Here is a 23,298-nt window from a genome sequence, read left to right on the forward strand (position 1 = left end):
GAATAAAAAACTAAAAGTAATAAATTTCATCTAACCAAAACGAGGAGGCCTGCATAAGTATTCTATAATTTGATTTATTATTCATAAATTTAGTCCTCATTAAATCATACTTTAAATGACTTTATTTAGAAGGTTTGCAATATTAATTATACTTACCACTTTTGGGTGTAAAGAAGCTAATCAATTAGATATACTTAAAACAGATATAGAGCAACAAATACAAACCATAGAAGGCGATATTGCTGTAGGCTTTCTGGATTTATCTAACGAAGAAAATACGATTCTCATAAATGTAGATGAAAAATTTCATGCTGCAAGCACCATGAAAGTACCTGTCATGATTGAGCTTTATAAACAACAAAACCAAGGATTAATCAGCTTAAGCGATTCTATTGTATTAGTTAATGAATTTAAAAGTATTGTGGATGGAAGTTCCTATAAAATGGATATTGGTGATGATAGTGATGATGTTATCTATAGTAAAATAGGCACAAAGCAAACCTTATACGATCTTATGGTGCCAATGGTTACAGTGAGCAGCAACTTAGCAACCAATGTGTTGATAGAAATTGTGGATGCCAAAAAAACCACACAAACCATGCGTGATTTAGGTGCTAATAAAATTGAAGTATTGCGTGGTGTAGAAGATATAAAAGCTTACGAACAAGGACTTAGCAATTCAACCACAGCAAGAGATTTGATGGTTATCATGAAAGCCATTGCCAATGGCACTGCTGGCACAAAAGAAGATTGCGAAGTAATGCTTTCCATACTTAAAGACCAACAATGGAATGATATGATTCCTAAATATTTACCAGATAATGTTGAAGTAGCTCATAAAACTGGATCTATAACTGGAGTGCATCATGATGCAGCTATTGTATATCCACCAAATGGAAAAGATTATGTTTTGGTGTTATTATCAAAAAACCTCAAAGATTTTGATGAAGGCACTAATAAACTAGCAAAAATATCAGAACGAATATTTAGTTATATGGTTTCTAAATAATCATAAAGCCAAGATTTCTCTCTTGGCTTTATGTATTAGTATTATTGATTAATCTCTTTAATCATCTTTTTTGCATTTTTGCCAGTATCTCCTTCTGGATCTAATTTTATAGCTTTATTATAATATGCTAATGCTTTAGTTTTATCACCTGCTTTTAAATAAGCCTCAGCTAAACTATCCCAAGCATTGGCTGAATTTGGAAATAAATCTGTAACCATTTGAAATATAAAAATGGCTTCTTGTATTTGACCACTTCCTAAAACATTATAACCTGCTTTATTAAATTCGCCTTCAAAATCAAAAAACTGATATGTAGAGTCTTTTACCATTCTTGCTGCCTCACTTTTAAGTTTCTCAACATCACCTTTCATAAACAAGTCAGTCAAATATTGCATTGGGTTGACTACAAAATTATTATCAGCAAAATCTAAAGCAGTTTGAAGCACAGGATCTTTATTGGTTTTATACTCTTCAAAACTCATATCCACTGCAATATGAGGAGCTAACCAATCTGCATTTTCCCATTGTGGTTTATCTTGCCACCAAGCAAACGATAAGAAAACAGGGATTTTACTATTTGGTAATTCAACTGTACGATTGTCACCGTAAAAATTTATGTTCTCTCCTGTAGGTTCTCCTACAAAAATAGCATTGGTATAATTACTCATTTCATTTACTAAATTTTGACATGCAGAGAATGTTCTACGTCCTGTAATTACAAAAAGATTGCCTACTTTATTAATTTTTTCTGATTTAATAATCTCAGTAATTATTGGTTTGTTTTTATAATTATTTCCGCCTCCATTTAGTCTAACATCAATGATTAATTTCTCAACATCATTAGTGTCTATAAAATTAAAAACACGCTCATAAAATTCTGGTATAGTTTCAGATGGGTCGTCTTGTATTTGACTTTGTCTAACATACACTGCTTTTTGCTCTGGCAGATATTCATAATAATAAATCTTGTCTAAGTGCTTTAAATAATTTGGTGTTTCGTTTTGATTTCGAGCATCTAACCAATCACCATCTTGTTTTGTAATACTATAGCTTACAGGAATTCTTTGATTATCTGGTAAAACAGAGAATACATGCTTAAATATTTTTCCGTTTTTTTCTAAAGTAAATTCTATCGAAGTTTTTAAACTCGAAGTAATACCTTGTGCATGCAAGACCTCAGGAATTCTTAAATAGTTTGTACCATAAGCTTTAAAGAATTGGCTATTTTCGGAAGGAACAGTTGGGTAAATAAGTTCTAAAGCCTTTTTAACGGAAATGTTTTCAATGGTCACAACTTTAGCTCCTAATGCATTTTGATGTGTTTTATGTGTGCCTTGAATATAAATACCATCATTAAAATGGTATAGATTTATAGGTAACTGTGAAAAAGCGAATGGCTTTTGACTAAAGCTAATATCTGTATGACCATATTTGAACAAAGACACCACACGAGCTAACCCAACAATTATTTCGTGTTCTTGCAAGTTTGGAATATCATTATGGAGCTTGGCAACTTCTGAATTAAATATATCTGCAGTTGTTTTCTTGAATAAGAACGAATAATCCTGATGAACGGTTTCCTGAAGAAACTTAAGGTCTTCCTGCCATTGTGCAGCTGTAAGATTTGTTTGGGTATGCGAAATCATCACCATAAAAAAGGTGATGAAAAATAATATTTTTTTCATTTTGATTGATTTTGATTGATTAGTTATACTTATAAGAATACTTTTTTTTGAAAAGGTTACAGTTTTGTCGAAAATTACCTAATATGACTTCCAGCATTCACATCAATAGTTGCTCCTGTAGCATGGTCCATTTGTCCACTGCACATTAAAGCCACCAAAGGCGCAATATCACTTGGTTTTGTCAATTCATTTAATGCAATTTCATTAAGGACACGTTCCTCGCCATGCGTTTCAATAAACGATTCAGCCATTTGCGTTCTCGTGAATCCTGGAGCAATGACAAACGATTTTATGTTTTCTTTACCAAACGATCTTGCAACACTTCTTGCTAATGAGGTTAATCCTCCTTTAGAGGCCGCATACGCAAGGTATTCTTCGGTTTCGCCTCTAAATACTGCACGACTTCCTATATAAACAAAGCGTCCTCCATGGTGTTCTCTAAAATGGTCAATACCTAGTTTAGTCATCGTACCAACTGAGTTAAGGTTTATGTCAATAGTCGATTTCCATACTTCTAGCCAATTTTCAAAACTATCTTTAGTTGAATGTTGCAAAAACACGCCAGCGTTTAAGATAATACTGTCTATGCGTTCAAATGCTGTAACAACATTTTTAAATAAACTGATAACATCTTGAGTTTTACTTAAATCTGCATGAAAGGTTTTAGAGTTAGTTTCTGGATATTTTGTAACCAAGCTTTCAGCTGCTATTTTATCCGAATTATAATGCACAGCCGCCCTAGCTCCCATTTTCATAGCATAATCAGCTATGCCTTGCCCAATGCCTTTAGAAGCTCCAGTAATTAAAATATTTTTATTTGCTAAATCTATATGTGTCATTATAAAATATGCTTAATCCAACCTCCATCAACTGCTAACGAGGTTCCAGTAATGTAACTAGCACGCTCACTAGCCAAAAACGTCACAGCTGCAGCAAACTCTTCAGGATTACCAAAACGCTTTAACGGAATTTCATCTATTGCCGATTTAAAAGAAGGGTTACTTTCAATTAACGATAATAACCTGTTTGTTTTAGTATATCCAGGCATCACATTATTTACCGTGATATTATGCTCACCCAATTCACTTGCTAAGGTTTTCATCAATCCAGCTACAGAAGCACGAACTGAATTTGATAAAATTAAATTATCAACTGGTTGCTTCACAGCTTGTGATGTAATGGCTATAATTCTTCCCCAGTGCTGATCTTTCATTCCAGGAAGAATCGCTTTTATTAATGATACTGTACTTGCAAGAAGTAATTTGTAAGTGTTATTCCAATCGTCCATCGATAAGTCTTCAAACTTTCCAGAAGGTGGTCCTCCAGTATTTGTGACTAAAATATCGATGGTAGAGTAATGACTGAAAATGGTTTTTATAACACCTTCTCTTTCTTCGCTATTAGCTAAATCACCAGAAATAGCAAGAACTTTCGTATTATACGCTTGTTCAATGTCATTTCTGGTGTTTTCTAGTTTTGTTTTATTTCTACCATTAATGATAATAGTAGCACCTTCATTAGCTAACTCCATAGCTACAGCTTTACCTAAGCCATCACTTGATGCTGCAATAAAAGCAACTTTATTTTTTAAGCCTAAATCCATGAATTACTTACGTAAATAATCATCCGTGCCATCTAACCAATCTTCACGAATTGGCGACCAGGTATCAATTTCTTCAACATCGCCAATCATTAATGCCTCATGTGGTACATGAGCTGGAATTACTACAGAATCACCTGGACCTAAATCCATAGTTTGCTCTTTATTAGCTCCAAACCAAAATCGAATAGTTCCAGATATTACTTGCGTAACTTGTTCGTTATGGTGTTCGTGTAGAGGCACTAAAAATCCATCTTTAAATTTCATTTTGGCAATCATGACTTTGTCACCATAAATCATTCTGCGCTGCATTTTATCTGTGACTTGTTCTACTGGAACATCGTCCCAATTTATTTTTTTTACCATATTATCTTTTTATTTATTAGCAACAAACATCAAACTCTCTTAAAATAAGTCCTATTCCAATAATTATCAAACCAATTCCAGTAGTTCTAAGTTTATAATCAAAGCCTCCTTTATTTTTAATTTTCACTTCATAAACATATATCAAAACAATTCCCAAAATGATACATATAAAAGCTAAGGTAATATTCCATAAAGAATTTAATGACATTAATTTTTTATTAGTTCCAATCCTTGATTAATTCCTTTTTCAATAGCAGGAACACCTCTTTCCATCCAAACAGGTTTAGGAGCACCTTGCAAGTAATAATCGAAAAACTGTGACATTCTCTTAGTATAATCTTTTCTGTTTTGAAATTTTCTTACACCATGTGGTTCACCATTATAATTTAATAACCAAGCAGTTTTGCCTAAACGTCTTAAACCTGTAAAAAACTCAATACCTTGATACCAAGGTACAGCGCCGTCACCATCATTGTGCAATATTAACACAGGTGTATTAATTTTATCTAAAGTGAAAATTGGAGAATTTTCTACATAACGCTGTGGATATTCCCATGGCGAACCTCCTAACCTACTTTGTGTACGCTCGTATTGAAACTGTCTACTCAATCCACTAGCCCATCGTATTCCACCATAAGCACTTATCATATTTACTACTGGAGCTCCAGATACTACTGCCTTAAAAATATTTGTTCTAGTGATTAAATAGGCGTTTTGATAACCTCCCCAACTATGTCCTTGTACACCAATATTATCCTTATCAATAAAGCCTTTTTCTATTAAAGACGTTATGCCTGGAATTACACAATTATAGGCACTTTCTCCTGGATAACCATCTCTGTAATAAATGTCTGGGTTAAAAATAACATAGCCTCTACTTGTATAAAAACTGTAATTAAGTCCACCTGATCTTAGACCTCTATGAGAATATACGCCATTGGAACTTTTTTCATAAAAATGAACAATCATTGGGTATTTTTTATTTGGATCAAAATTTTCTGGTTTAAATAACATTCCTGTTAATTCTCTACCATCTAAAGAAGTCCAATTCACCAATTCTGAAGTTCCCCAATTATAATTTTTTTGTTGTGGATTTGCATCGCTTATTTGTATATGTTTTTTAAAACTTAGATCTGTAATATGAATATTCGGGAATTCTTCAAAAGATTGACGTCTAAACAACAAATTGTCACTTTGCAGTGCTTTTTGAGGTGATGTAAATCTATATGGTCCTTCTATTAATTGCTTTCCTTTTTTGTTTTTTGCATTGTATTCATAATAACCAGATTCCTTTGTAGTTTCGTTAAATGTTGTAAGCAACCATTTTCCATTTGGATTTATAAATCTATTTTCACGATCTAAATTAACATACCTATAAGTAGTTTTACTTTCTCTACCTTTAGTTAAACGTGTGTTTTCTCCTGTACTAGGGTTGAATTCCCAAATATCATAACGATCATAAATAAGCATAGACTTATCTTCATCAGTCCATCCCGCAATCCCATAAGATCTTGGGTATTCAGGTCTGTCCAATATTTCATCATAAAAGACTCTGCCCTTTGTTAAATCTAAACGCTTCTTGGTTGCTATATTATAAGTAAGCCATGTACTATCTGCTAAACTATAACCATATACATACTCGCCATTAGGGCTTAATCTCATGGACGAAGACACTCTAGTAAGAATATTACTTACATTTCCAGTATTTACATCTATAAGTGCATAATCGCTATCTCTAACTCCTGTCCATTGGCTTTCTAAAAAGTATGGTTCAGGGTTACTGATTAGAGCATAATTAGAATCTCCCTCGTTTCCAATTTGCGCGTTAGGATAATTAATTGAAGCCAGTTGAGTTAATTTATTTCCTTTTGTTAAGTGAATAACAGATTGATAAGACTTCTTTTTGTCGCGAGATAATTGTGCTTCTTGCTGAGTATATAGCCTTGGTTCATTATAAGACCAAACTTCAACATCTACGATTTCTTCTTTTAAAAGTGTTGTGTCTTGTACTATTGGAGGTGTTGCTAATCCAAAATATAATTTAGAATCATCTTTAGAAAAACTGATACTTCCATCTGAAGAAACGCGATAACCTTTTGGAGCAGACTTATCGTCAACAATCAAAGATGCTTTAGATTGTCCATCTGACCAATAATATAATTTATTTGGGCGCACTAATGCTTTTGTAGTATCAGCATCTACAATAAATCCTAAATTATTTCCAGAGTCACTAAAATTTAATTGGTAGTATTTGGACTTATTATTTGATTCAAACACATTTGTAACTCCTCCATTATCAAAGTTTTTAATAAATACACTAGAGTTTGTTTTAGTATCCTCACCAGTAGAAACATATACTAAACGTTTACCCTCTTTTGCAAAGCTAAAATCTGTTACATACTTTAGAGTATCCTCTTTTCCACTAGCTAAATCTCTAATTACTAAATGAAAACCGTTTTTGCTACTTACCTTTTTAGCTTTCTTTTTACTAGTTTTTTTCTTAGAATCACTAGTGTCCTTTGATTTTTCTTCTTTAATTTCTGTCAAATAATAAGCAACAACTCCTGACCATTTACTTGGTATTTTATACGATTTTACATTAGCAATCTTTGTCAATGTTTTCGTTTTTAAATTAAAAACACCCAAGGTATCATTTGGCATTTCATCTTTTTTTGCTTTTCGACGTTTCATTTCAGCTATACTGTCTTGCCATGCTTTTATAGTAAATAGGGCATGATTAGAATCGTAAGTGAATTGTCCGTTTTCTGAGCGTTCATGGTCAAAAATTAATGACGCATTTTCATCTTTAATCTTTAAATGATTATCCTTCTCTCCTTTTTCTAAAGAATACATTACAAATTTTCCATCATTTGAAATTGTAGATCTTTGTATGGTATTCCAAATATCAAAATCTGGATGGTCTAATACTTTTTTCTGAGCAAATGTCCCTAAAGAAACAAATATTAACATTATTAAAATTGAACGCTTCATATATTGATTTATTTGGTTGTTAATTTTTATTTGGTAATAGCTCTAGTCCTTGATTTATTCCTTTTTCTAAAGCAGGAACACCACGTTCCATCCAAACAGGTTTAGGAGCACCTTGTAAGTAATAATCGAAAAACTGCTGCATTCTAATATTGAAATCTTTTCTATTTTGCATTTTTAAAGGCCAATGTCTAGCTCCATTATAATTTAGAAGCCATGATGGTTTCCCTAGTCTTCGTAGTGCTGTAAAATATTCAATTCCTTGATACCATGGCACATGACCATCTTTATCATTATGCATAATCAATAAAGGTGTATTAACTTTATCCATATTATATATTGGAGAGTTTTCTACATAACGTTGCGGATATTCCCAAGGCGTTCCTCCTATTCTACTTTGTGTATGCTCATATTGAAATTGACGGCTTAAGCCTGAATCCCATCTAATTCCTCCAAAAGCACTTATCATATTTACTACAGGAGCACCAGATTCTGCAGCTTTAAAAATATCTGTTTTAGTTACCAAATAGGCTATTTGATAACCTCCCCAACTATGACCTTGAGTACCTATATTGTCTTTATCTACAAACCCTTTTTCAACTAAAGAAGTGATACCTGGAATCACGCAATTATAAGCACTTTCACCTGGATAACCATCACGATAATACACATCAGGATTAAAAATTAAATAGCCTCTGCTAGCGTAAAAACTATAGTTAATTGTGGATCTTCCTGCGGAAGGTGCTTTATGTCTAAATACGCCATTTGAACTCTTTTCATAGAAATTCACAATCATTGGATACTTCTTGTTTGGATTGAAATCTTCAGGTTTAATGAGCATTCCTTCTAACTCCATACCATCTAAGGATGTCCATTTTACTATTTCGGCTGTTCCCCAGTTGTATTCACTTTGTTGTGGATTAGCGTTGCTAATTACTTTATCTTTTTTGAAGTTTAAATCGGATATTCTAATGTTTGGAAATTCTTCAAAAGATTGTCTTGAAAAAATAACAGCATCACTCAATCTAGCTTTACTAGGTCTTGAATATGAGTATGGTCCAGATAGCAATTGCTTTCCTTTACCATTTTTAGCATTAAACTCATAATAGCCAGAGTGTTTATTATTTTCATTAAATGTGGTTAATAACCATTTTCTGGAAGTATCAATAAAATCTTCATCTGGATCTAATCTCACATAACGATAGGTTACTTTTTGTTCTCTACCTTTTGTTAATCGTGTGCTAGTACCATTATTAGGGTTGAACTTCCAAATATCGTATCTATCATAAATTAGCACAGACTCATCATCTTCAGTCCAACCAGCTGTACCATATGATCCAGGATAATTTGGTGAGTCATTTAACTCATTATAAAACACCTTGCCTTTGGTTAAATCTACGCGATTGTTTGTCGCTATATTATATGCCACCCAAGTACTATCTGGTGCATGATAACCAAAAACATAATTCCCCTTTGGGCTCAAACTCATTGAGGATGAAATATTAGTCAGCACTTTATTACTAGTTCCAGTGGTTACATCTACAATTGCATAATCACTGTTCCTTCTTCCTGTCCATTGGCTTTCTAATAAATAAGGTTCTTGATTACTTACCAATGCTACTGAAGCATTTCCTTTGTCTGTTAATCTAGCATTTGGATATTCAGTAGTTGCTAGTTGCACTAATTTTTTATTGTTTAAATGAACAACCGTTTGATACGATTTCTTTTGGTCATTTTTCACCTGAAGCTCTTGCACAGTATATAAACGAGGCTCGTCATACGTCCAAACTTCTACATTCACTATTTCATCTTTTAGTAAAGTGGTATCTTGTACAATTGGAGGTGTTGCTAATCCAAAATACATTTTAGAATCATCTTGTGAGAAACTTACAGTTCCATCAGAAGACACACGATATCCTTTAGGTGCAGATGCAGCATCAACTATCATGGATGCTTTAGATTGTCCTTCACTCCAATGGTATAATTTGTTTGGTCTAACAAGTGCTTTAGTAGTGTCAGAATCAACTACAAAACCTAAGTTTTTACCAGAATCACTTAATTGTAACCTATAATATTTCGATTTATTATTGGCCTCAAAAACAGTAGCAGAGTTTCCGTTTTCAATATTCATAACATTAACACTAGAATTTGACTTAGTGTCTTTACCAGTAGTTGTATAAACCAAACGTTTACCTTCTTTAGCAAAACTAAAATCTGTAACATACTTTAAAGTATCTTCTTTCCCAGACGCCAAGTCTCTAACAACTAAATGAAAACCATTTTTACTACTTACCTTTTTAGGTTTCTTTTTAGTTGATTTTGTCTTTGTTTCGCTAGTATCTTTTGATTTTTCTTTTTTAATTTCTGTCAAGTAATATGCAACAACACCTGACCATTTAGTTGGAATTTTATACGACTTTACATTTGGTATTTTGGTAAGAGATTTTGTCTTGAAATCAAAAATACCTAAGGTGTCGTGTGGCATATCCTCCTTTTTTACTTTACGACGTGTCATTTCTGTAATACTATCTTTCCAAGCTTTTATGGTGAATAATGTATGATTAGAATCGTAAGTGAATCGTCCATTTTCTGATCGTTCATGCTCGAAAACCAATGATGCATTCGCTTCTTTAATTTTTAAGTAATTATCCTTTTCACCCTTCTCTAAAGAGTACATAATATATTTTCCGTCTACAGAAATAGCTTGATTTTTAATGGTATTCCAAATATCAAAATCTTTATGATCTAAAATCTTTTTTTGAGCAAATGAGTTTACTCCAATACATAATAAAATAATGCAAAGTACTTGTTTCATGAGTTTCGTTTTACTTTTATAAAATTTTAAAAGAGCTACTAAAAAGTGTTAGTAGCTCTTTAAATATGCTATTAATCGTTTTTCATTCCTTGCCCTTCAACCCATGGTGCTCCAGTAGATTTTAAATCCCTTTCAATTCCTGGTAAAGTATTTTTAAGAACTGTTGAGAGTTTTGACTTCACTTTTATTAGTTGGCTTTTTACTCTTTTTAGCATTGCTTGATGCTCTTCAGTTGGTCCATAAGTATTTCCTGATGCTCTCCAACCTAGAGAATTTCCTTCACTAGCTCTTGGGTCTGAACGTTCGCCTATTTCACCTTTTGTATCATCGCCGTTTAGTTCTTTATCGATATCTAATAATACAATTCTGGCATCATTAATTCTTTTGAATAAATCGTCGCTTGGCTTCTCTGCTTTATTTAAGGCTCTTTCCATAGCATCAACTGTTTGAATACTTCTAGACAATGCCACATTCGTTGCTGTTAAATCCTGCTGGAATGCAAAAGCTTCATTTCTAAAGGCATCCATTTCGGTATAAGATTTTCTCTTTAAAGCGCCATTGTACATCGGTACTACTTTAAATGGTTTAGGTCCTTCAAGCTCCGTGTTAACGCCATCTACTCGTTTTACAATGGTAACTGTATAATCTCCAGGAGTTGCCATAACTCCTCCGCCACCAAAACCACTTCCGCGAGATTGTAATCTTTCGCCACCTTTGTTTGGATATCTTAAAGACCAATTTACACGATTGAATCCTTTTTTATTTGTGCCTTTAACAGTATTAACTACATTACCATTTTTATCTTTAATAATTAGAAGAATATGTGGTCCTTGCTGTCTGTTTTCCGCTTCTATAGCGTCCCATCCAGGAAAATTTGTATTGGTTTTTTCTTTAGCTTTTCGTTCATCTTTTAAGGACTTTACTTTGTTAGCCATATAATAGGTGAAAATTGCACCAAAAGGTGGGTTTTTAGCTGAATATTCATTATCTCCTTGGCTTCCAGCTCTACTATTAGGACTATACCATAGCGCATCTTTTATTGGAAATAAAGTAGCGTCTTTTGCTAGCATAGAACTTTCAATTTCACGCAATGGAGTGATATCATCTAAAATGAAAATTCCTCGACCAAATGATGCTGCAACTAAGTCATTTTCTCTTCTTTGAATCGTAATATCTCTAATCGAAATTGTTGGAATACCACTTTTAAGTTGCATCCAATTTTTTCCACCGTTTCTAGTGAAATAGACTCCAAATTCTGTAGCTGCAAATAATAAATCTTTCTTAACATGATCTTGAACCAATCGCCATGTTAATAATGTTTTTGGCAAATCTCCATTAATAAGTGACCAAGATTTTCCTTTATCTGTACTTTTAATCAAATATGGCTTATAATCGCCATATTTATGATTATCTAAAGCTGCATACACTACATTAGCATCAAACAAATCAGCTCTTACATCGTTTACAAAAGGTATAGAAGGAACGCCTTTTATATTTTTTAATGAGAATTTTCGCCATGTTGCTCCACCATCCTCAGTTACTTGTATTATACCATCATCTGTTCCTGCATAAATCAATCCTTCTTGTTTTGGAGATTCAGCTAGCGATGTTATTGTATTGTAGTTAGACATTGCTCCAATGTCCCACGCATTATCCCAACTTTGTTGTTTGCCATCATAAAAAGGTAATGTGATTCTTTCTTGGTTTAAAGTAAGATCCGATGAAATTGGAGTCCAAGCATCTCCTCTATTTTCAGACTTCCAAACCCTTTGAGAGGCAAAATAAAGCCTTTTAGGGTTATGAGGGCTTACCAATATTGGAGCATCCCAATTATAACGCTCAAAAGGGTCTCCTTCTCTGGCTTGTGGTTGAATAAATACTGTTTCCCTTGTGGTTTGATCAATTCTCCATAAAGCACCTTGCTGAAACTCACCATAAGTAATATTTGGATTTCCTGGCTCTGTTGCAGACTGATGACCGTCTGCTCCCAAAGTTTTCCACCAATCAATATTTTTTATACCATCTGCAAATACAGTTCTAGATGCTCCACCTTGCGACCCATTATCTTGTGTTCCACCATATACTTTATAAAATGGTTTACTATCGTCCACAGCTACTTTAAAAAACTGAGTGATAGGTAAGTTACTTACGTACTTCCAGCTTTTGGTTAAATCAAAACTTTCATATAAGCCTCCATCTGTGCCAAATAACACATAGTTAGGATCTGACGCTTTAAATGCCATGGCATGACTATCAACATGCTTATTTCGTTCATTCATTCCATAAAAAGTTTTTCCATGGTCATCTGAAATTTGAACGTAATTATTCATTAAAAATAATTTACCTTCATGATGTGGTGAGGCATAAAGCTCTTGATAATAGTGAGGCCCTGTTCCACCTGAAACGGTATTGGATTGCTTAACCCAAGTTTCACCTCGATTAGTTGACATATAAAAACCACCTTTTTTCCTATCCGTTTCAATAACCGCATACACAACATCAGAATTAAAAGGAGACATTGCCAAACCTATTTTACCTAAGTTAGAACTTGGTAATCCTTTTTTTAGTTTTGTCCAAGTCTCTCCACCATCAGTACTTTTATGGATTCCTGAACCTGGTCCACCACCCATATAAGCTGCTACAGTACGATGTCTTTGCCAACTGGCAGCATACAGTACATCTGGATTGTTGTGATCGATTAACAAATCGGTTGCTCCAACCCATTCACTATCCCCAAGCGTACGATTCCATGTTTTACCTCCATCTGTAGTTTTGTAAACACCTCGTTCTCCACCTTTACTCCAAAGAGGTCCTTGTGATGCCACCCAAACAATATTAGAGTTTTCTGGATGCACTATTATTGTTGATAAATGTTCGGATTTTTTAAGCCCCATATTTTTCCATGACATTCCATCATCATGACTTACATAAATACCATCACCAAAGGCAACATGACGACCACCAACATTTTCTCCTGTTCCTACCCAAATAGTATGAGGATTTGATGGGTCTATTGCAATACTACCTATTGAATATGAAGTTTGATTGTCAAAAATTGGTTTCCATGTAGTTCCTGAATTTGTTGTTTTCCATACACCACCTGAGCCTACAGCTACATACCAAATATTTTCATTTTCTGGATGAATGGCTATATCAGCAATACGTCCAGATGTTAATGCTGGACCTATATTTCTAAAACTTAGACCGTTAAATGTAGATTCGTTAATTGTTTGGGATTGCGAAGTTAATATCATTCCTAATAGGCAAGCCCATAGAAACAACATTTTGTGAAATGTCTTCATATAAAAATTATTTAGTTTTCTGAATATTAATTTTTAACTATTGGAATGCGTATTTGAGATGGATGCTTACTAGAATGGTGCACTTTATTATGAGCAACCACACCTACTTTCTCATCATAATTATTTCCTCCTGTATTTAAATTTCTTGCAAAACGTGGAAAATTACTACTTGAAATCTCTACACGAATACGGTGTCCTTTCTTGAATAAATTACTAGTTGACATTGGCGTTAAATCAACTTCATATACTTTACCTTTTTCCATAAACACTTCTTTATCGTAACCTTCTCTGTAGCGTACTCTTTGAATAGTTTCATCTAAATTATAAGCTGTACCATCTGGATACACATCAATTAATTTGATAGTAAAATCAGTATCCTTAACATCGGATGACACAAATAGTTTTGACTCAATAAAGCCTGTAACTTCAGTATCTTCTTTTAATATATCGGTTGTATAAACTAAAATATCATGTCTTGCTTCCATGTCTTGCTGATCCATTGCACCTCCTCTTACTGCATTTCCTGTACAACAAACATTTCCACCGTAAGATGGCACAGGAGCCATTGGGTCATAAATAAACCCATCAGGATTGTCTTTTCCAGCTTTTTTTGTGGATAAGCGTCCATCTCCAAATCTACTATTAGCTTTTCCACCACTATTTAAATAATAGGTTACCATTTCAGTATTTGCTGGAGGCCATTGTTCAGCAGATTGCCACTCATTGCTTCCCATAGTATAATACTGTACTCTAGGTGTGGTTTCTTTAAAATCGTTATCAACTCCTTTTAACCAAAGGTCAAACCACTTAGTAATTTGTTCATCGTAGTTTAATCGTGCATCGCCAACACTACGTTCTCCAACAATAGTGTTTTCTGTCGCTCTAGTATAACCACAGTGTAACGTTGGTGCTATTACCAAGTATTGATTATCTCTAATAAATTGGTCTTTTGAATTATTTCTTGCATGATTAAAAAGTTTGATGTTTGGTGTAATAGATACATCATACCAAGAAGCAAACCAAAAGCTTGGAGCTCCTATATCTTTATCGTCATGATAAATTCCACCTTTAAACCAATCTGGATGATTGGGCTTACGACGAATCATTTTATCGAAAACCTCATGCTTTCCATTAATATTCTTTAAGATGTCTTGTATTGGTAAATGACTTAACGCTTCAGACATATCTACTGGCGGGTTCTCAGGAGCTAAATCATAAAATCTTGAGATTCTAATCAAGTCTTCTTGAGTTGCTCCTTCTGGAATTCTTGGCTTAAATTTGTCATGTTCAACACCATAAAGCCATGCAAAAAATAACATTTGTTCAGCTCCACCACGATACCAGTTTCCTTGTTCGTTAATGTCTCCTACTCTACCAACTCCAGCACCAAACCCTTGAGGCACCATTGCTGCATGAGATGGATGGTCTAGTGCAGACACAGCCATTTGCCATTCAGCAGTTGAAGAGCATCCAACAGTCCCTATCTTTCCATTGGACCATGATTGGTTTTTCATCCATTCAAAAGCATCGTAACCATCGGTTAATGGTACTCCTAAAATATCCCATTCGCCTTCAGAGTAATAGCGCCCACGCTCATTTTGCACTACGTAAGCATATCCTTTTTTAATATACTCGTATGCACGTTGATAATTACGTGTACGTTCTTCTCCATCTCCCCAAGAGTTAAAATTATAAGGTGTTCTTGAAAAAATTACTGGATATTTACCATCTCCCTTTGGTCTGTATATATCCGTTGCCAATCTAACACCATCGCGCATTGGCATCATGACCTTTTGGTCAACAATAGCTATTTCATTAAGTTTTTCTAAAATATCTTGCTGTGCTTGTAATGCAGAAAAGCTTACAAGGAAACAAGCAAGAGCACTGAAAAGAGTAATCGCTCGCTTTTTCATTATATAAATATTGGTTGGTTAAATAATGACTTAAAGGTAGGTAAATGAACTTAGAGTTTAAAGTTAGAATTATGTTTTAACAAAATTTAATGATTATTATCATTTGATTCAAAAATTTAATTATTACTAATTAAATATGTTAATAACTTGCTTTATTTTTAAATAATTATGTTAATTTATTATATATATTTGTAATATACTTCTTCCCTAGAAACCTTAGTAGCAAAACCTGTTTTAGTTATTAAACATTTTACTGTAATGAACTTGGGTAATTTTTTAAATAAAAATTATTTGTTGATTATAGCAATTTTTACAGTATGTTACTAACCAACTTTTCTGAAATTTATAGAAGAATTTCAAATTCTATTGAAAACCCAATGTTGACCATTGAGGAGGTTAATAGAATGATTTCAACTGACTATTCTATAACATACAACCCAACATTTTTATGCATTATAAATTGGGAAAATTTTGGAATAGATTTTGTTAGTAATAACATGCATTCTTGTTTGGGCTATAATGAAAGTGATTTAACGTCTAATGGATTAGAGTTTTTATGGAATCATATTCATGAAGATGATTTATCATGTTTAGTAAATTCATTAAGTGACATTGTTAATTTTATAAAATGTGACTTAAGTCAAAAAGAGTCAGAACAATATTCATACTCTTGGAACTATAGAATAAAACAAAAGGATAATAGTTATGCAAATATTTTTCAAAATACTACTCCTTTTTTTATTAATTCGAGTAAAAAGCATAAAGCATTAACCTACTTTACAGTAATAAATTCAAATAAAAAAATCCCTATCCAAGCTTCTATACAAGCTCTTAACTCAAACAATGATTTAGAAACTAAGTATATTACAAATTGCTCTCAGTTAACATTTTTTAAAAATATTAGTAATAGAGAAAAAGATATTATAAGGTTATTAGCAAAAAAGAAGACTAGCAAATCTATTGCCAGACAACTTTTTATTAGTTCTAATACAGTAGACACACATCGAAGAAATATTTTAAGAAAACTAAAGCTAACCTCAACAGGAGAGTTAGTTAATATTCTTAAATCTCAACAAAATCTCTTATAAATTATTTTTAATGCCTCTTTTTTATTAAAAATACTCAAATTGAGTATTGACTTGATAATATCATAGCTATACATTTACTTTAAACTATTAAATCAACATATTATGAAAAAATTAATTAAAATTACAAGTGGCGTGGCATTAATGTTTATGCTAGTATTTACATTAAGTTCTTTTTCTTCAAATACTGAAGTTGAAGTAGATAACAATGGAACTATTGTAGAAGTTGTTAAGGGACAAGTTTGGACATTAACTGCATGTGGTGGATTTCAGGTAATGTCAGACAAGAGTACTCGACAGTATAAAAATGGATCAACCCATCTATTAACAATAGTATTCGAATTACCAGAAGGGCATTGCTTGATTCAAAAGAAAGCTTATAAAACTGTTATTAGTGGCATAACTGTTAACATTACTCCAAGTGGGATGGCGATTGCTAAATATATTAATAATAATTAGATTATAATCTATTACTGTTATTAGTTAATAGCCAAAACTAATTTGTATCACTATAATAGCGATACTGTTAGCTTTGGCTTTTTTAATTTTTACAGTATTTAAATCATTATAAATAACTTCAAAAATCCTTCTTCTTTTTTTAAAATTTATTACTTTGCTCCTCCTTAAAAAAAACACCTTTTTTAGTGAAAGTATGCATAGCCGAAAAACCAAGTGTTGCCCGTGAAATTGCTTCTGTTCTAGGAGCGAATACAAAGCGTGATGGCTATTATGAAGGCAATGGTTATGCAGTCACTTATACCTTTGGGCACTTGTGCACCCTATTTGAACCAAATGATTACAAACCCTACTGGAAACGTTGGGATTTAAATAATTTGCCAATGCTTCCTGAAAAATTTGAAGTAAAGGTAGTCGATAATTCAGGCATTAAAAAGCAATTTAATATAGTTAAAACTCTATTTGAAAAAGCTGATGAAATTATAAACTGTGGTGATGCTGGACAAGAAGGAGAATTAATTCAGCGATGGGTAATGTCCTTATCCCATTACAAAGGCAAAGTAAAGCGCTTATGGATCTCATCCTTAACTACCGAGGCAATTAAAGAAGGGTTTAAAAACTTAAAGCCAGCTGAAAATTATGACAATCTCTACTACGCAGGGTTTTCAAGAGCTATTGGAGATTGGTTGTTAGGAATGAATGCCACACGCTTGTATACACTTAAGCATGGAGGCTATAAACAAGTACTTTCTGTGGGTCGTGTGCAAACACCAACGCTTGCAATGATTGTAGAGCGGTTTAAAAGTATTGACAATTTTAAACCACAACCCTATTGGGAATTACAAACATTATATAAAAACACGCTTTTTAGCTACGAAGATGGTAGGTTTTTAAACAAAGAAGATGGAGAACTGTTAGCCAATAAAGTAAAGGAAAGTGATTTTGAAGTAACTTCAATTAAAAAGAAGAAAGGCAAAGAGTATGCTCCTAAGCTGTTTGATTTAACAGGTTTACAGGTATATTGTAATACAAAATTTGGTTTTTCGGCAGAAGACACGTTAAAAATTGTTCAAAAACTATATGAATCAAAGGTGGTTACTTATCCTAGAGTCGATACTACTTTTCTGCCAAACGATATATATCCAAAAGTAGCAGGGATTTTAAAAAACTTAACCAATTACAGTGCTTTAACGCAACCAATTTTAGGAAAAAAAATAAAAAAATCAACAAAAGTTTTTAATGATAAAAAGGTAACCGACCACCATGCAATAATTCCTACAGGAGTTCAAATAAATTTGCAGCATAACCAACAGCAAGTATATGATATTATTGTGAAACGTTTTATTGCAGTGTTTTATGATGATTGTCAAGTATCAAACACTACTGTGCTTGGTACTGTAGAAAATGTGATATTTAAAACTACTGGGAAAGAAATTTTATCTAAGGGTTGGCGCATCGTTTTCGAAGAAAAGAACTCACCTAAGGAAAAGAATTTAGGAATTCTACCAATTTTTATTAAAGGCGAAAAAGGCCCACATGAACCTTCATTCTTAGAAAAACAAACAAAGCCACCAAATCAATTTACAGAGGCATCATTATTACGTGCTATGGAAACCGCAGGTAAACAAGTTGATGATGATGAAATGCGCGATTTAATGAAAGAGAATGGTATTGGTCGTCCTTCTACAAGAGCCAATATTATTGAAACATTATTTAAACGTAATTACATTAAACGTAATAAGAAACAAATCCTTCCAACCTTGACAGGAGTTCAGCTTATTGATATTATACAAAATGATCTTTTAAAATCTGCCGAATTAACTGGCCAGTGGGAAAAACAGTTAAAGCAAATTGAGCAAGGACATTATAGTGCAAGTAGGTTTATTAAGAATATGAAACAGATGGTTGATGATTTGGTTTATGAGGTACGAAGTGAATCCATAAAAGCTAATATTTCGCATGCTCAAACCATTAAAAGTAAAGCAACTACTAAAAAGCAAACTTCAAAAGGTATTGTGGGCAGAACATGCCCAAAATGCAAGACAGGTAAACTTATTAAAGGCTCTACTGCTTATGGGTGCTCTAACTATAATAAAGGCTGTGAATTTATTTTACCATTTAAATTTAAGGGAAAGAAAATATCGGATAATCAATATATAAGATTGCTAGATAAAGGAGCAACAGTAAAGTTAAAAGGCTTCCAAGAAAATAATATTAAAGCAGAAGGATTAGTGAAATTTAATGAGTTGCATGAATTGGTATTAGAACAGAAAGAACCGTCCAGAAAAGCTCCAGATATTATCATGTGCCCAAAATGTAAATCTGGTACAATAGTTAAAGGTAAAACAGCTTATGGTTGTAGTAATCACAAAAACAACTGCAATTACAGAGTGCTTTTCACTGATATTAAGAATGCTGCAAATGGCAAAACCATTACCAAAGAATTTGTATTCAATATTTTAACACAGCATAAGTCCTAAAATTTCCCCAAAACACATTGTTCTTTTATTAGGTTGTTCTATTTTTGCTTTCCATTAAAAATTGCATGGATTCCAACACAAAAACAAAAAAAAGTAGGTTTAGACTACTGCATCAGTATTACTCTTATACTGGGTTTTATAGGTTTATTGGTTTAAGCCTTAAAAAATCTATTATCCCTGTTGTACTTTTTATTGGTGTGCTTTTAGGTATTCATTATTTTGTTATTGATATTAATACAGCCTTAACAACTATTACCGAAACCTTTAGTACAGTTAGTGTTCTTGTGGTATTTTTTCTTTCGGAATCAATGTTAGGACTTATTCCTCCTGAAATTTTTATTGCGTGGTCCAAAAAATTACCGCAGCCAATTTTATACTTATCTATATTGGCACTATTGTCATATTTGGGTGGTGTAATTTCATATATTACAGGACTTAGCATTACTAGAATACCTAAAGTTCGTTATGCTATTGAAAACAGACTTGCAAAGCATATTAAAAACACTAGAAAGTGGGGAGGCTTCTTAATTGTAGTTGGAGCTTTATTCCCTATTCCATTTGCAATAACGAGTATTGCAGCAGGTTTTATTAGGTATGAATTTAAAAACTATTTGCTATTTGGCCTATTACGATTTGCAAGGTTTTATTTGTATGCTATTGCGATTTTTAAGGTAGTGCAATAATATAATTCTATTCTTCTGGAGGTCTTCCGTGGATTTCTTCAAAAATGACATCGAAATTTTCTCTTAGATACGAGCGTAATTTTTTGCGATAATCTTCTTTTAACCATTCAACAAAATTAAAAGTACTTTTACTTATGCATTTGGTATAACGCCCAATTCTATGGTCAATATCGTCACTTAAAAGCTTAACCAACAATAAGGCATCAAAAACATCTTCGCTGTTCTCAATACAAATTTTAGCATGGTGTTTAATTGATTTTTCAAGCACGGTTTTAGTAGATTCACCTTTTCTAATACTATCGACATAAATTTCTCGAATATCTAAATATACTTCTTTGGAATTTTTAAATTCCTCGCGAACTTCAGGAGGCATTTCATATCTAAAATTGCTCTCAATTTCATCGTCATTTAAAATACCATCTAAATAATAATTTGGTGACTTAAATATGCGCTGCCAATCTAAATCACTTCCCCAAGGTCCAAAGCGATGGAAATTATTTCCAAGATCAACTACCTTAAAAGTGTCTTTATTGTCTAAAATTCTTGATCCACGACCAATCATTTGGTAATAAAGCGTTAAAGATTTAGTAGCTCTATTTAATATAATTGATTCTACAGTAGGCTCATCAAAACCAGTGGTAAGAATACTTACTGATGTTAAAATAGCATCAGGTGTTTTTTTAAACCATTTTAAAATAAGCTCACGCTCCTTTTTGGAATGTGTATTGTCCAAGTGTGCAATAGGATAACCAGCAGCCCTAAAAGTATCATAAACATGCAAAGATGTATTAATCCCATTATTAAAAATCAACGTCTTTTTACCTTTTGATGTCTCTTCATAGGCATGTACTAATTTACCCAACATATCGTGGTTTGTGTATAAATCTTCTGAAGATTTCACGGTATAATCGCCATTCGCTCCTACTACTAACGATGTTAATCCAACATTATAAGAAAACGTTTCGGCACGAGCTAAAAAATTATTTTCAATTAACGACTCAATAGTTTCACCAACAATTAATTCATCATAATTATCGGTCATTGGAAGATTGATATTCGAGCTTAAAGGTGTAGCAGTAACGCCCAATAAAAAAGACTTATGAAAGAATTTGAATAGCTTGGTAAATGAGTTATAATGTGCTTCATCAATGATAACCAATCCAATGTCTGATATATCTAACTTGTCTTCATTTAGTCGATTGTTAAGTGTTTCGACCATGGCTACAAAACAAGAATAATCTCCTTGGTCATCAAGTTTTGCTTTACTATCAATAACTTTATTCTTAACATTAAACTCCGAAAGCATCTTTGAGGTTTGTTTACACAGCTCAATACGATGTGTCATTACTAACACTTTTTTATTATGATGCTTTAAATATTGTCTTACAATCTCAGAGAAAATCACTGTTTTACCACCACCTGTCGGCAATTGATATAATAAATGATAATCATCGGGAGCATCTTCAAAAGCCTTAAAAATTTTGTCAATAGCTCCTTTTTGGTAACTATATAATTCTTTTCCTTCCTTAGTTTCTCCCTTTAATGTTGTAGATGTAAGCATTAATGCAATTATTATTAAGTTGCAAAAATACTGTCTTTCTTGAGTTTTTTCTATGTTTTATAAAAAATGTTTCCGAAAGTTTTCAAGGATTATTAACAAAATCAATTCAAATAACCAATCTGCAAGTCACTAAACTTTTAAAATATAATTTGTTTTATTAGGGCTTTCTACCTAAATTGTTATAACATAACTCTATGTAAAACACTATTTTACTAACTAAAAACTAATTATTATGTCTAATTCTAACAAACCTGGAATTGCCTTTTGGATTATAGGTATTATAGCACTACTTTGGAATGGAATGGGTGTAAACACTTACCTTCAAATGGCTTTTAAAACTGAAGCTTCAACAGCTGGTTTAAATGCTGAGCAAATCGCAATGATGAATGATACACCTGCTTGGTTAACAGCTTTATTCGCAATTGCAGTATTTTCTGGAATAATTGCTTCAATCTTATTCTTAATGAGAAAAAAAATTGCAGTAACGCTATTTGTAATATCATTCGTAGCAGCTACAATACAACATTTATATTGGATGTTTGGTACTAATGCATCAGAAGTTTATGCAGATATGCAACCGTACTTAATGCCTACAATTGTAATAGTTTTAGGCGCATTTTGGGTATGGTTTTCTAAAAACCAACAAGCTAAAGGTATATTAGCTTAAACAAAAAAAAGCACAATTAAAAGTCAGGGCATTAGTTCTGGCTTTTTTTATGGTATCATTTTTGAGTTTTAAGAATCTATTAACATTTAAAACTTTAATTATGAAAACAAAAAAATCAGCGCCAGAGGTCAACGCTGGCTCTATGGCAGACATTGCATTCTTGTTACTCATCTTTTTTTAGTAACAACCACAATGGCAAACGACAAAGGCATTCAAAGAAAATTACCTCCAATATGTGTAGCAGACTACTGTGGAGGAGAGATTTACGAACGGAACATCTTAAGGATTTCTTTAAATGGCAACCAAGAAATTATGGTTCAAGATGAAATTGTTGCAATCGATAAGCTAAAAGATATTGTAAAAACATTTGTTGATAACAATGGAGACCATACTTGTACATATTGCAATGGTATTAAGGATGCCTCATCTTCCGATAACCCATCAAAAGCAGTAGTATCCTTAACAAGCCACCCACTATCATCTTATGAGTTATTTGTTAACGTTCAAGACAAATTAACTAAAGCTTATCTTGAGCTTAGAAAAGCATATGCAATAAACGTATTAGGTAAATCTTTAGATAACTTAAATGAAAACGATATGATTTTGTTAAAAAAAGCTTATCCCTTTATAATCTCTGAGGCACAAACAAAGTAACTTACATTTTATTATTATATTTGGTTGAATAAAT

General features: G+C 32.7%; 17 protein-coding genes. 7 read left to right on the forward strand and 10 right to left on the reverse strand.

The window, feature by feature from the left end; genetic code table 11:
* Positions 1-115 precede the first annotated feature (115 nt).
* Positions 116-1,009 carry a serine hydrolase gene (locus tag HB672_RS10725; RefSeq protein WP_167612228.1) on the forward strand — a complete coding sequence of 298 codons (894 nt, stop codon included), beginning with the start codon at positions 116-118 and terminating at the stop codon, positions 1,007-1,009.
* A 41-nt stretch (positions 1,010-1,050) separates the two neighbouring features.
* Here the strand turns inward: HB672_RS10725 and HB672_RS10730 are convergent, their stop codons facing one another.
* The 9 genes from HB672_RS10730 to HB672_RS10770 all read right to left on the reverse strand — a co-directional run bounded on the left by HB672_RS10730 (position 1,051) and on the right by HB672_RS10770 (position 15,678).
* Positions 1,051-2,694 (reverse strand): tetratricopeptide repeat protein, encoded by a 1,644-nt coding sequence (locus tag HB672_RS10730; protein ID WP_244306605.1) that lies wholly within the window; start codon positions 2,692-2,694, stop codon positions 1,051-1,053.
* Between the two features lie 74 nt (positions 2,695-2,768).
* Positions 2,769-3,533, reverse strand: a complete 765-nt coding sequence (locus HB672_RS10735; RefSeq protein ID WP_208864207.1) for an SDR family oxidoreductase — start codon at positions 3,531-3,533, stop codon at positions 2,769-2,771.
* Positions 3,533-4,297, reverse strand: coding sequence for an SDR family oxidoreductase (locus HB672_RS10740; RefSeq protein WP_167612231.1), 765 nt, complete (start codon positions 4,295-4,297; stop codon positions 3,533-3,535). The genes HB672_RS10735 and HB672_RS10740 overlap by 1 nt, the downstream gene beginning before the upstream one ends.
* 3 nt (positions 4,298-4,300) lie before the next feature.
* Positions 4,301-4,660, reverse strand: a complete 360-nt coding sequence (locus tag HB672_RS10745; RefSeq protein ID WP_136844535.1) for a cupin domain-containing protein — start codon at positions 4,658-4,660, stop codon at positions 4,301-4,303.
* Positions 4,661-4,676: 16 nt separating this feature from the next.
* Positions 4,677-4,868: a hypothetical protein gene (locus tag HB672_RS10750; RefSeq protein WP_167612234.1), complete on the reverse strand. Its 192-nt coding sequence runs from the start codon at positions 4,866-4,868 to the stop codon at positions 4,677-4,679.
* On the reverse strand, positions 4,868-7,651 hold the full coding sequence (locus HB672_RS10755) for a prolyl oligopeptidase family serine peptidase (protein WP_167612237.1): 2,784 nt from the start codon (positions 7,649-7,651) through the stop codon (positions 4,868-4,870). The genes HB672_RS10750 and HB672_RS10755 overlap by 1 nt, the downstream gene beginning before the upstream one ends.
* A 19-nt stretch (positions 7,652-7,670) precedes the next feature.
* Positions 7,671-10,463: a prolyl oligopeptidase family serine peptidase gene (locus HB672_RS10760; RefSeq protein ID WP_167612240.1), complete on the reverse strand. Its 2,793-nt coding sequence runs from the start codon at positions 10,461-10,463 to the stop codon at positions 7,671-7,673.
* Positions 10,464-10,534: 71 nt separating this feature from the next.
* A complete protein-coding gene (locus tag HB672_RS10765; RefSeq protein WP_167612242.1) occupies positions 10,535-13,765 on the reverse strand; it encodes a glycosyl hydrolase in 3,231 nt (1,076 codons plus the stop codon).
* A gap of 26 nt (positions 13,766-13,791) precedes the next feature.
* Positions 13,792-15,678: a CocE/NonD family hydrolase gene (locus HB672_RS10770; protein WP_167612245.1), complete on the reverse strand. Its 1,887-nt coding sequence runs from the start codon at positions 15,676-15,678 to the stop codon at positions 13,792-13,794.
* A 317-nt stretch (positions 15,679-15,995) separates the two neighbouring features.
* On the opposite strand from HB672_RS10770, the gene HB672_RS10775 reads away from it, so the two are divergent.
* The 4 genes from HB672_RS10775 (at position 15,996) to HB672_RS10790 (ending at position 20,382) form a co-directional block, all read left to right on the forward strand.
* On the forward strand, positions 15,996-16,766 hold the full coding sequence (locus HB672_RS10775; protein ID WP_167612248.1) for a LuxR C-terminal-related transcriptional regulator: 771 nt from the start codon (positions 15,996-15,998) through the stop codon (positions 16,764-16,766).
* A 102-nt stretch (positions 16,767-16,868) separates the two neighbouring features.
* Positions 16,869-17,222 (forward strand): hypothetical protein, encoded by a 354-nt coding sequence (locus tag HB672_RS10780; RefSeq protein WP_167612251.1) that lies wholly within the window; start codon positions 16,869-16,871, stop codon positions 17,220-17,222.
* Between the two features lie 185 nt (positions 17,223-17,407).
* Positions 17,408-19,699: a DNA topoisomerase 3 gene (locus HB672_RS10785; protein ID WP_167612254.1), complete on the forward strand. Its 2,292-nt coding sequence runs from the start codon at positions 17,408-17,410 to the stop codon at positions 19,697-19,699.
* Positions 19,700-19,764: 65 nt separating this feature from the next.
* Positions 19,765-20,382 (forward strand): short-chain dehydrogenase, encoded by a 618-nt coding sequence (locus HB672_RS10790; protein ID WP_167612257.1) that lies wholly within the window; start codon positions 19,765-19,767, stop codon positions 20,380-20,382.
* Positions 20,383-20,389: 7 nt separating this feature from the next.
* Here the strand turns inward: HB672_RS10790 and HB672_RS10795 are convergent, their stop codons facing one another.
* Positions 20,390-21,943 (reverse strand): DEAD/DEAH box helicase family protein, encoded by a 1,554-nt coding sequence (locus HB672_RS10795; RefSeq protein WP_167612260.1) that lies wholly within the window; start codon positions 21,941-21,943, stop codon positions 20,390-20,392.
* A 232-nt stretch (positions 21,944-22,175) separates the two neighbouring features.
* Between HB672_RS10795 and HB672_RS10800 the strand changes: the two genes are divergently transcribed.
* Positions 22,176-22,610: a hypothetical protein gene (locus HB672_RS10800; RefSeq protein ID WP_167612263.1), complete on the forward strand. Its 435-nt coding sequence runs from the start codon at positions 22,176-22,178 to the stop codon at positions 22,608-22,610.
* A 192-nt stretch (positions 22,611-22,802) separates the two neighbouring features.
* Complete coding sequence (locus HB672_RS10805; RefSeq protein WP_244306606.1) at positions 22,803-23,264, forward strand: biopolymer transporter ExbD; 462 nt, start codon at positions 22,803-22,805, stop codon at positions 23,262-23,264.
* Positions 23,265-23,298 lie beyond the last annotated feature (34 nt).

The sequence above is a fragment of the Gaetbulibacter sp. S0825 genome (genome assembly GCF_011777505.1).
In the GTDB taxonomy this organism is placed as follows: Bacteria; Bacteroidota; Bacteroidia; order Flavobacteriales; family Flavobacteriaceae; genus Pontimicrobium.

Coding starts and splice junctions, on each gene's coding strand:
- HB672_RS10800 (WP_167612263.1), top strand. CDS start 22,176: ATGTCTAATTCTAACAAACCTGGAATTGCCTTTTGGATTATAGGTATT.
- HB672_RS10735 (WP_208864207.1), bottom strand. CDS start 3,533: ATGACACATATAGATTTAGCAAATAAAAATATTTTAATTACTGGAGCT.
- HB672_RS10745 (WP_136844535.1), bottom strand. CDS start 4,660: ATGGTAAAAAAAATAAATTGGGACGATGTTCCAGTAGAACAAGTCACA.
- HB672_RS10790 (WP_167612257.1), top strand. CDS start 19,765: ATGGATTCCAACACAAAAACAAAAAAAAGTAGGTTTAGACTACTGCAT.
- HB672_RS10795 (WP_167612260.1), bottom strand. CDS start 21,943: ATGCTTACATCTACAACATTAAAGGGAGAAACTAAGGAAGGAAAAGAA.
- HB672_RS10760 (WP_167612240.1), bottom strand. CDS start 10,463: ATGAAACAAGTACTTTGCATTATTTTATTATGTATTGGAGTAAACTCA.
- HB672_RS10770 (WP_167612245.1), bottom strand. CDS start 15,678: ATGAAAAAGCGAGCGATTACTCTTTTCAGTGCTCTTGCTTGTTTCCTT.
- HB672_RS10775 (WP_167612248.1), top strand. CDS start 15,996: ATGTTACTAACCAACTTTTCTGAAATTTATAGAAGAATTTCAAATTCT.
- HB672_RS10730 (WP_244306605.1), bottom strand. CDS start 2,694: ATGAAAAAAATATTATTTTTCATCACCTTTTTTATGGTGATGATTTCG.
- HB672_RS10780 (WP_167612251.1), top strand. CDS start 16,869: ATGAAAAAATTAATTAAAATTACAAGTGGCGTGGCATTAATGTTTATG.
- HB672_RS10765 (WP_167612242.1), bottom strand. CDS start 13,765: ATGAAGACATTTCACAAAATGTTGTTTCTATGGGCTTGCCTATTAGGA.
- HB672_RS10740 (WP_167612231.1), bottom strand. CDS start 4,297: ATGGATTTAGGCTTAAAAAATAAAGTTGCTTTTATTGCAGCATCAAGT.
- HB672_RS10805 (WP_244306606.1), top strand. CDS start 22,803: ATGGCAAACGACAAAGGCATTCAAAGAAAATTACCTCCAATATGTGTA.
- HB672_RS10755 (WP_167612237.1), bottom strand. CDS start 7,651: ATGAAGCGTTCAATTTTAATAATGTTAATATTTGTTTCTTTAGGGACA.
- HB672_RS10750 (WP_167612234.1), bottom strand. CDS start 4,868: ATGTCATTAAATTCTTTATGGAATATTACCTTAGCTTTTATATGTATC.
- HB672_RS10725 (WP_167612228.1), top strand. CDS start 116: ATGACTTTATTTAGAAGGTTTGCAATATTAATTATACTTACCACTTTT.